Source organism: Saccharicrinis sp. GN24d3, assembly GCF_052400645.1.
In the GTDB taxonomy this organism is placed as follows: domain Bacteria; phylum Bacteroidota; class Bacteroidia; order Bacteroidales; family Marinilabiliaceae; genus Saccharicrinis.
In genome coordinates this window covers 15,482-26,232 of the sequence record NZ_JBQTGI010000020.1, presented here as the reverse complement: position 1 = coordinate 26,232, position 10,751 = coordinate 15,482, and the positions used below count along the sequence as shown (strand labels likewise).

4 protein-coding genes are annotated in these 10,751 nt (G+C 41.7%); all 4 read left to right on the top strand.

The window, feature by feature from the left end:
• The first annotated feature begins 32 nt into the window (after nucleotides 1–32).
• The 4 genes from ACT29I_RS20175 (at nucleotide 33) to ACT29I_RS20160 (ending at nucleotide 10,649) form a co-directional block, all read left to right on the top strand.
• Nucleotides 33–1,511 (top strand): TolC family protein, encoded by a 1,479-nt coding sequence (locus ACT29I_RS20175; protein ID WP_430933945.1) that lies wholly within the window; start codon nucleotides 33–35, stop codon nucleotides 1,509–1,511.
• Nucleotides 1,512–1,515: 4 nt separating this feature from the next.
• Nucleotides 1,516–2,577, top strand: coding sequence for an efflux RND transporter periplasmic adaptor subunit (locus tag ACT29I_RS20170; protein ID WP_444794256.1), 1,062 nt, complete (start codon nucleotides 1,516–1,518; stop codon nucleotides 2,575–2,577).
• A gap of 132 nt (nucleotides 2,578–2,709) precedes the next feature.
• Nucleotides 2,710–5,802, top strand: a complete 3,093-nt coding sequence (locus ACT29I_RS20165; protein WP_430933943.1) for an efflux RND transporter permease subunit — start codon at nucleotides 2,710–2,712, stop codon at nucleotides 5,800–5,802.
• Nucleotides 5,803–5,930: 128 nt separating this feature from the next.
• Nucleotides 5,931–10,649: an efflux RND transporter permease subunit gene (locus ACT29I_RS20160; RefSeq protein WP_444794255.1), complete on the top strand. Its 4,719-nt coding sequence runs from the start codon at nucleotides 5,931–5,933 to the stop codon at nucleotides 10,647–10,649.
• Nucleotides 10,650–10,751: the final 102 nt, after the last annotated feature.

The window sequence follows — 10,751 nt, the reverse complement described above, 5'->3', positions numbered from 1 at the left end:
GATTGTATTATTTGAAAAATAACCATAAATATATGAGTTTCAATAAAATTAAAATTACGCTTGTGATGCTGGGGTTACTCTGTGCCTCCGGTGTATTCTCCCAACGAATACTTTCTTTGCAACAAGCGATAGAACAAGCCATGATAACGAGTCCGCGTATTCAATCATCAAGGTTGTCCCTAACCCGGAGCGAAGAAAACCTGAAAGCGCAAAGAGCAGCGTTAAAATCCAACTTTAGTTTAAATATAAATCCGTTGGATTATTCCCATGAACGACGCTTCAGTAACCAGCTGTCGGAATGGTATACTATAGAAAGTTATAGTAGTTTGGGAAATTTTAATATTTCACAACCTATACTCTGGACAGATGGCGTTCTTTCGTTAAACAATACATTACAATATTTTGATAACTCAAGTACAAGTGGAGCGGCTTCCGGTGGTGGCTTAAAGGGATTTAGTAACAGTGTAGATTTAACCCTGGAACAACCCTTGTTTACCTACAACAGAACGAAAGTTGAGCTGCAGGAACTGGAATTGAGCTACGAGAATACAGCGTTGAGTTTTGCCTTGGAAGAATTAACGGTAGAAAACTTGGTAACTCAATCTTTTTATACGGTTTATGTAGCGCAAATGTCCTTGAACACTTCACGTGAAGAATACGAAAACCGTAAAGAAAGTTACGAGATCATAAAAAATAAAGTGGACGGCGGATTAACGGCAAAAGAAGAGTTATACCAGGCGGAGTTGGATTTAATGACCAGTGAATCTACCATGAAAAATTATGAGGTAAACTTTGAAAACAACAAGGATAACTTTAAACAATTGTTGGGTATCCCGCTGGAAGAAGAGATCATGCTATTGGCTGACGTCTCAATTTTACCGGTAGATGTTGACCTAAATAAAGCAATAGAACAAGGATTGAACAACAGGATGGAATTAAGGCAAAGACAAATAGCCATAGAAAACGGCCAGTTTGACTTGATTCGCACAAATGCACTGAACGAATTTAAAGGGGACTTAACCTTGAAATTAGGCCTGTTTGGAGAAAATGAGGAATTGCAAAACGTTTTTAATGATCCCACCAACAGTCAAAATGTTTCCATTGGGTTAACCATACCATTATGGGATTGGGGAGAGAAAAAAGCCCGAATGAAGGCTGCCCGGGCATCGCTCGAAATAAATCAAAATGATTTGAGAGACGAAGAAATTGATATTAAACTTAACATACGCCAGGTATTTAGGAGTTTAGAAAATAATTTGCGTCAGATTGATATCGCACGCAAAAACCTCGCTAATGCAGAGCTGACATACGAAATCAACCTTGAAAAATATAAAAACGGTGATTTAACCAGTATGGATTTAAATTTAGTACAAAACCAGTTAACAAGTGCCAAGAACGAGCTAACCAATTCCATCATCGATTATAAGCTTGAGTTACTGAATATGAAAATTCAGAGTATGTACGACTTTGAAAACAATACCCCACTTGCTCCACAATTTAAAAAGAAATAATTCAATGACTATGTTTAAAAAATATTTTCCCATCGCAGTTTTAAGTCTGGCAGCTGTGGCCTGTAACAATCAGCAAAATCAATTCTCGGCGGATATAGCGGTTCCGGTTACCGTTCAGGAAGTCAAATTGGATAACATCGAAGAGGTTTTTACGGCTACAGGTACCATCATGTCTGAATATGAAAGTCTTTTGACCGCGGAATCGTCTGGTGACTATTATTTGCAAAGGAACCCGCGCACAGGACAAAAATACAAAATGGGCGACCTGGTTAAAAAAGGGGAGGTAATCATTAAAATAGAGGATGAAGAGTATGAAAACAGTATTAATTTAAAAGGTGCGGAAATTGAATTGGAGATTTCGAAGATGGAATACGAAAAGCAAACTGCACTGTACGAAAAAGGTGGCGTAACGCTTCGTGAAAAGGTAACAGGTGAAAAAGCATGGGTAACAGCGCAAAACAGCTACAAAAACGCCCTAATTCAATTGGAAAAGATGAAGGTGTCGGCACCTTTTGATGGTGTAATTACGGATGTGCCATTTTATTCGCAAGGTGTTAATATTGCGGCAAATGAAGAAGTGCTTCAAATAATGAGTTATAAAGAGATGGTCATGGATTTAATGTTGCCGGAAAGCCAGATTACTAAAGTCTCTATCAACCAGCAAGCCTGGGTAACCAACTACTCTTTACCCAACGATACCATCATGGGGAAACTAAAAGAAATTTCTCCGGCAGTTGATGTCGATTCCAGAACTTTTAAAGCCAGGTTGGTTATTGATAATTCTGACTCGAAACTTAGACCTGGTATGTTTGTGAAGGCCGATATAATTGTGGATAAAAAGGACAGTGTGGTCGTGATACCCAAGGACGCTATTCTGGCCAGAACAGATGGTAAAGTAGTGTTTGTTACACGCGGGGAGACAGCCAGTGAACGTAAAATTTCAACGGGAATGGAAAATGCCGGTATGATTGAAGTAGTAGATGGGCTTAAACCCGAAGAACGCTTAATTATCAAAGGCTTCGAAACACTGAAAAACCGTTCCAAAATTAAAGTTTTAAATAAATAAAATGTACGGATGAAGATTATCTGATAAAAGGATTAGCTGATGAAGGGATTCTATTTAGAGTCGTGGCAATCAGTCTTTTGTCTCCCTGTCTGCCTAAAGGCAGGTTATCTTTTGTCTTTTATCTAGAATAACATGAAAAAACTTGCACAGTTTTCTGTAAATTACCCCGTTACGGTGGCCATGATTATCCTGGGCATTGTGCTGTTGGGATTTATATCCTTCTCCCGATTGGGCACTGATTTGTTCCCGGATTTGAACAACCCGCGAATCGTGGTCGAAATCGAATCCGGCGAAAGACCTCCCGAAGAAATAGAAAAGCAGTATGTGGAGCAGATGGAAGGTACCATTATCCGCCAGAGCGGTGTTGTTAATGTAAGTTCTTTAAGCCAGGTAGGTTCTGCCCAGATCACCGTTGAATATACCTGGGACCAGGATATGGACGAGGCTTTTTTAGACCTGCAAAAGGCATTGACCCCTTATAGTCAGGATGAAGATATTGAGGAGCTGAATATCTACAGAAATGACCCCAATGCTTCGCCAATTATGCTGGCAGCCGTTACGAACCCTGATATTACAGATATGGACGAGCTGCGCAAAGTGGCGCAAAACTATATTCGCAACGAGCTAATCAGGATTGATGGCATAGCGGATGTTCGTTTATCTGGTGATGAGACCAAAGAAATACTTATAGAAACAAACCCTTATCTGCTGGAATCTCATGAAATAACTTCCTCCACAATCGTTACCAAAATTGAGAATTATAACCGTAACGTATCCGGTGGTTCTATCGAAGAACTGGGGCAGAAGTACATTATTAAAGGGGTTAGTATATATCAGTCGCCACAGGATTTGGGAAATTTGGTTGTAGGAAGAACCCTGGAACAGAACGAAACGGGTCAAATGGTTGAAGTGCCTTTGCTTTTGAAGGATGTGGCCACCGTCTCCTATAAAAATCAAGATCCTCAGAATATCGTTCGATTAAATGGGAATAGGTGCATAGGATTGTCCATTTACAAGGAAACAAAGTTTAATACGGTAGCTGCCATTGATGCCTTAAACAAAGGTTTTGATAAGGTGAAAAAAGCACTGCCGGGTTATAAAATAACAGTAATAAAAAACCAGGGAGAATTTATTACAGATGCCATTTCCGAGGTAGAAGACAGTGCGTTGATTGGAATTGTATTTGCCGTGCTGGTATTGTTCTTGTTTTTGCGCAGAATCGGTACTACTTTGGTGGTAAGCGCAGCCATTCCCATTTCCATTATCGCCACGTTTAACCTGATGTATTTTAATGGCCTCACCTTAAATATCATGACGTTGGGCGGATTGGCGCTGGGTGCCGGTATGTTGGTGGATAATGCCATTATTGTTGTGGAAAACATTTTTAGCCTGCTGGAAAAAGGCAGGCCCTTGCGTGAAGCAGCAGTTGAAGGAACAGCGAAGGTCGGTGGTGCTTTGGTAGCATCTACTTTAACTACTGTTGTGGTGTTCTTGCCTATCGTTTATTTACATGGTGCGTCCGGCGAACTTTTCAAAGATCAGGCATGGACCGTGGCTTTTTCTTTGCTTTCGTCTTTGTTTGTGGCCATACTCATCATTCCCATTTTAAGTGTTTTATTATTGGGTAAACGACCCGAAAAGATAAAAGTTAAAGAAAAAGACTATCCGCGATACACGCGCTTTTTAAGCACTATGATTGATAAAAGATATCTGGTGGTATTGGTGGCAGCTGTTCTTGTGGCGTTAAGTTACTTTTCAATTTCTTTGGTGGGAAGCGAATTTATGCCCCAGGCAAAAACAAGAGAGTTCTCTATCGAAGTCACTTTGCCAGCCGGTGTTGGTTTGGAAAGAACGGCTTCAACCATGCACTCCATGGAAGAAATGATTCAGGAAAGCATGGGCGAGCACTTGGCGTTTGTATACACGCATTCAGGTCCTCAAACCGATTTGTCGGGTAGCGACCAAAGTGTTTTTGAAGGAGAGAATACTGGTTTTATCAAGGTGGTGTTAAAAGATAAGTCTCCGTATACAACCGATGATTTTATTCCTGTTTTGAGCCAAATGTTCGTTGGAATAACCGACTTAGAGTTGGAATTTATTCAGGATGAGACTGCACTGGGCGAGATTCTGGGCAATGATGCTGCACCATTCGTTGTGGAGATTATTGGCGATGATTTAGAAGAATTAGATATGCTGACGGACAAGGTATATGCGGAATTAAAAAAAGAAGGGGAACTCTATAATGTGAAGAGTTCATTCGAAAAAGGTGTTCCGGAAGTAAACGTGACCATTGACAGGTACAGGGCTGGACTATTTAACATCAGTGCCTCTACTATTATTACTCAACTGCAGGAATTTTTGATGGGTAAAGATGCAGGAAGCATCGAGAGTGATGGGGAGTTGACCGATATAACCTTAAAAATGCCGGATTATCAATTAAAAGATTTAGAGAATTTTGAAATAGAAAACGGAGATGATACGTACCGTTTGGGAGAGTTAGCCAGTGTTTCAATAGGCTCGTCGCCCAAAGAGATCATCCGAAACAATCAAAACCGCGTGGGAAAAATAACGGCCCATATGAAAGGAAATATCCCGGTAGATAAACTCGCGATTAATGTGGAAAGTATTTTGAGTAAAATTGATTTTCCAACCGGTTATCGTTATCAGATAAAAGGGGACGAAATGATGCGAAAAGAGTCATTCGGCAGTTTGTCTTTTGCCTTGTTGTTATCCATAGTGTTGGTGTATATGGTAATGGCTTCCCAGTTCGAATCGCTTATTCATCCGTTTACCATTTTACTGACCATTCCATTGGCAGGGGTTGGAGCCATTGCCGCTTTCTTGATTTTAGGCAAGTCGTTAAATATTATGGCGTATATCGGACTGGTCATGTTGGCGGGTATTGCCGTTAACGATTCCATCATTCTGGTGGATGCTATCAACCAATTGAAAAAAGAAGGGTTGAAATTAAAAGATGCCATTCTGGCCGCAGCCAACAGCCGTTTACGTCCTATTTTTATGACTAGTTTAACAACTATTTTAGGATTGCTGCCATTAACATTCGGTTTTGGAGAAAGTGCCGCTATTCGCTCATCTATGGCCATTGCGGTAATTGGAGGATTGATAACGTCAACGCTGTTAACCCTGGTGGTGATACCTTGTGTATATTACATTTTTGATGGGGTTTTTAAAAAACGAATAGATAAAAATGAGGATTTGTATTGATCCTCACCCCTGTACCATTGGTACAGTGCTTCCCCTTGTCTTTATGGACCAAAGGAAGAACCAACGTAAATAATTTAAAGGTTAACTGCGTACCGTTGACTACTAACTGAATACTGCTGACTGAAACAATGAACATTATAATACATAGAAAAGTACTGATAAGCATGCTGTTCATAGCGCTCTCCTTACTTGGGATTGTGTCTTACAAAAACCTGTCGGTAGAGCTATATCCCGACACTGAGCTTCCCATGCTTTTTGTCCAGATTGTTGGGGATACCGAATCTGACCCCAAATATGTTGAGCAAGAAGCCGCAATACCTATGGAAGGTGTTGTGGGTACTTTGGAAGGCATAGAAAAGATGGAAACCCGCATCAATCCGGGGAGGGCGACCATAATGGTATACCTTAGCAAAGAGGTTGATTTTAAATATGCTTACTTAAAGCTTGCGGAAAAGGTGAGCTCCTCACAAAGCCTGTTGCCTGATGATTACAGGGCTACGGTGTTAAAAATGGACATGGACCAGATCACCAACCAGTTTATGCAATTGCAGGTGTTGGGCGAAGGTGATGTGGACCGCGTTAGAGCGATTACAGATGAACGTATTAGTGAAAAGCTGGAAAGCATTGATGGCGTTGCGGGGATAGAGGTTTATGGGGGAAGGGAAAAAACGGTGGAGATTACCTTAAACGAAGATAAACTAGAAGCATTGGACCTGACCACTTCGGAAGTCAGAAGGATGATTCTGAATAATGAAGGAGAAAAAACATTTGCGGGTCGGGTAGTGGACGAGAACCAATACTTGTTTGTAAATGTGGAAGGAGAGTATAATGATATTCAGGATTTGGAAAATGTAGTCATTTCTGCCGAAGGACCAATTTTGCTGAAGGATATTGCGCAAATAGTCTTTGGCGTTAAAGAAGAAACGTCCTACAGTAGGGTTAATGCCAAAGAGGCTGTTACCATCAGGTTATCAAGGGAATCTACGGTTAATCAGATAGAACTTTCTGCCAGAATAAAAGACGAAGTGGAACGGCTTAATCGTGAGCTTGAATCAGAGGGTGTTGAGGTAACCATAACATCCAATACGGCTGAAACGATGGAGGAAAATATTGCCCAAATTATCGATTTAGCTTTGATTGGCAGCCTTTTGGCAGTTTTTATATTATGGATTTTTCTCAAGAACATACCATTGGTTTCCCTGGTCATGTTGTCCATTCCCATTTCCGTGTTTTCGGCATTTAACATTTTCTATGCTTTCGGTATCACCATCAATACTTTAACGTTGATCGGTATTGCCCTGGCCGTGGGGATGCTCATCGACAACAGCATCGTCGTCATGGAGAATATTTACCGGGTAGCATCTACCGAAAAAGACCGGGACAAGGCAGTTATATTGGGGACCCGGGAAGTTTGGCGGGCTATATTGGCCGCAACATTGACTACTATCACGGTATTCCTTCCTTTTGTGTTTTCATCCAATATCTATTTTAAGCTTGTAGCCAAAAACATCAGTGTATCCATTGTAGGTACCCTCATTATCTCATTGGCTGTTGCATTGTTGCTGATACCCATGATGACACACAGCGTTTTGTGGTACGGAAAATCAGATGTTCAGAAACGATTAAGGCGTTTGCCGCTTCACAACAGGATGATACAATCGTATTTGGTACTGTTGAAAAATGCTTTGCGATTGCCTGCGCGAACCATCAATATGGCAGTGCTTGCTTTTTTTCTGACCGTATTTGTTAGTTTGGTAGTTAGTTACCAGGTAAACAAAGAAGTTGAAACACCGGAGTATGTCATCAATATCGAACGACCTTCCGGTTCTACTTTGGAGGCTACCGACGAAATGGTGAAAGAATTTGAAAAAAGAATTGCAACCGTTTCTGAACATGATAAAATTATCAGCCAGGTTTATGAGGAAAAAGCCAGCTTGGTGGTTAAGTTAAAAGAGGACTACAAAAAGGACTCGGAACGCTCGTTGGGTGAAATCAAGGCCGAGATTCAATCAAAGTTGTATGGCTACGATGACTCTGAAACCGTTTTGGAACAGGGAGGTGCCAGCACTGGCGGAGGTTCCGGTTTCGGCGATAACCCGGGAATGAACCTGATGGGCATGTTCGGCATAGGGCAGCAGCAGGAAAGCGTGGTGATAAAAGGCGAGGATTTTGACAAGATGTTGCTGTTGGCGGAGGACATCAAGTACATTTTAGAAGACAATATGGATGAAATGAGGTCGGTAAGGGTCAGTGCCGGGTTTCCCCGCCCCGAGGTGCACCTGGAGTTCGATCCGGGCTTGATGAGCATGTATAGCATAACGCCTCAGAATGTGCTCACCGAATTGAGCACCTTCCAAAGTGAATTACGCTCGGGAGGCATGTTAAGGTTAGACAACGAGGAGTACGATATTGTGATGAAAGAGGAAAACCCTTATGATGATGGAGAAGTACCTCCCAAAACCTACGATGACCTCCAACAACTGAATATTATCTCAAACTCGGGCGCCCTGGTTGCTTTGAGCGATTTTTCCGATATAATCTATGCCAGCGGACGCGCGGAAATCCTTCGGGTAAACCAGCAAAAAGAAATAACGGTGAGATATTCCTTCGACCAGGAAATTAATGATTCAAAATCTTTGTTGGAACAGGCCCGTCAGGATGTAGACGATTTGGTTGCCGAGGTAAACCTACCCTCAGGTACAGCCATTGAGGTGATACATGAAGAAGATCAGTTTGAGGAGTTCTATTTTCTGATAGGAACGGCTTTTATTTTAATATTAATGATTCTGGCTTCGGTGTTTGAATCGTTTGTGACCCCATTCGTCATGTTGTTTTCTATTCCTTTGGCTGCCATTGGCTCGTTTCTGGGACTCATTTTTACAGGTAACTCATGGCTCAACCTCAATACCCTTATAGGCTTTTTGATTTTGTTGGGAATTGTGGTGAATAACGGAATCATCCTAATCGACTACTCCAATATACTGCGGAAAAAGGGCATGCGACATTCACGGGCTTTGCTGCAAGCAGGAATTTCCCGTGTTAGGCCCATCCTGATAACCGCAGCAACCACCATTATTGCCATGTTGCCCCTGGCCATGGGTAAATCGGAATATGTGGGTAGTCTGGGAGCGCCCTTTGCCATAACCGTTGTGGGCGGTCTGTTGGTCAGTACCCTGTTGACCCTGGTTTTTATACCCACTTTTAGTTTTGGTTTAGAAACCGCATTGGCTTGGATCCGATCCTTAAATATCGTGTATAAACTTATTATTTTTAGTGCATGGGTGATAGGTATCTTATTGATCCAATTTGTGTTGAACCATACTTTTATTTGGATGCTGGTGGAATACTTTGCGTGTATTGTTGGTATTCCTGCTACGATGTATTTTGTGTTGACCAGCTTAAGACAGGCCAATACGCAACTGATTAAACCCGATGAGCCCATTACGATTCGCCTGCAGAGTGTGGTTAAAGTATACGACCGCGACAACAGGTTTATGCGCGAATGGAAAATGGGTAAACTTTATGGTGGCAGGGAACAGGCCACCAAAGGGGTTAAGAATTATAGGGAAGGTATTATCTGGCAAATACCGTTGTTTGGTTTCTTGATATGGATGACCTGGTTTTATCTTGAAACCTCATTATGGAACTTTATCTTCTTGTTTGTCAGCTATTTTATCTTTTTATCTTATACGGCTTATTTGAGACAATGGCCGGACAAAAAAGGACGGTTTAAACGTTTGTTCTCGGCGAATAACATAATCTTTAAATCGATGTTGTGGGCATATCCTGCCGTTACCTTAGCCTTATTTGCCTATAAGTTTGATAGTGTGGCATCTGCCATTGTTTGGGCATTGCTTTGGTATTTGGGTATCTATATTTATGTTACCGGCAAAAAGTTACAATCAGAAAATATTAACGTAGAACGATTGAAAGGTCGCTTTGCCGGCATTCGCAGAACATGGTATGTTTTTGTGCGCTCTATCCCCGTTATCGGAAAACAAAAACAGCCTTTTAAAGCCCTCCAGGGATTATCCTTAACCATGGAAAGTGGTATGATTGGATTGTTAGGCCCTAACGGCGCTGGAAAAACAACCATCATGCGTATTATCTGCGGAATTCTTGATCAGAGCTACGGTAAGATATTCGTGAATGGATTGGATTCGATTAAATACCGGGAAGAACTGCAAGGCCTGATTGGATATTTGCCCCAGGAATTTGGTTCGTACGAAAATATGACTTCGTTCGAGTTCCTGGATTATATGGCTTTGCTAAAGGGACTCAGGAAAAAAGAAGAAAGATACAAACGAGTGGAGTACGTATTAAAAGCAGTACACATGTGGGACAGGAAAGACAACGCAATCGGTTCGTTCTCAGGTGGTATGAAACAGCGAATCGGAATTGCCCAAATCATGCTGCACTTACCTCGGATTTTAGTGGTAGATGAGCCGACGGCAGGACTGGACCCGAGGGAGAGAATCCGTTTCCGTAACCTGTTGGTGGAATTGAGCCGCGACAGGATCGTGATTTTCTCCACCCATATTATCGAGGATATTTCCAGCTCTTGTAACCAGGTGGCAGTAATGAAACGGGGCGAACTCAAATATTGGGGTAAACCTTCCGAATTATCTCGGGTCACCCAAGGTAAAGTATGGACTTTTGAGATTCCTGCCAACGAGTTTGAACGAGTTAACAAGCAATATCAGGTGGTACATCATATCGGAACAGGTGCGACCGTTCGGGTTAGGGTTCTGGCCAACGATAAACCGGTGGAAAACGCGGAGCAAGTCCATTCAAGCCTCGAAGATTCGTATCTTTGGTTATTGAGGAATGAAACATCCGCGCAATAAACGCATGATTTGAATTAAGCCTCTATAGAAGGCCATCAAACGGGGTTTCTTGGCAAAACGCACAAAAAAATGGGTTGCAAGCGGTAAATAATATTAAACAAG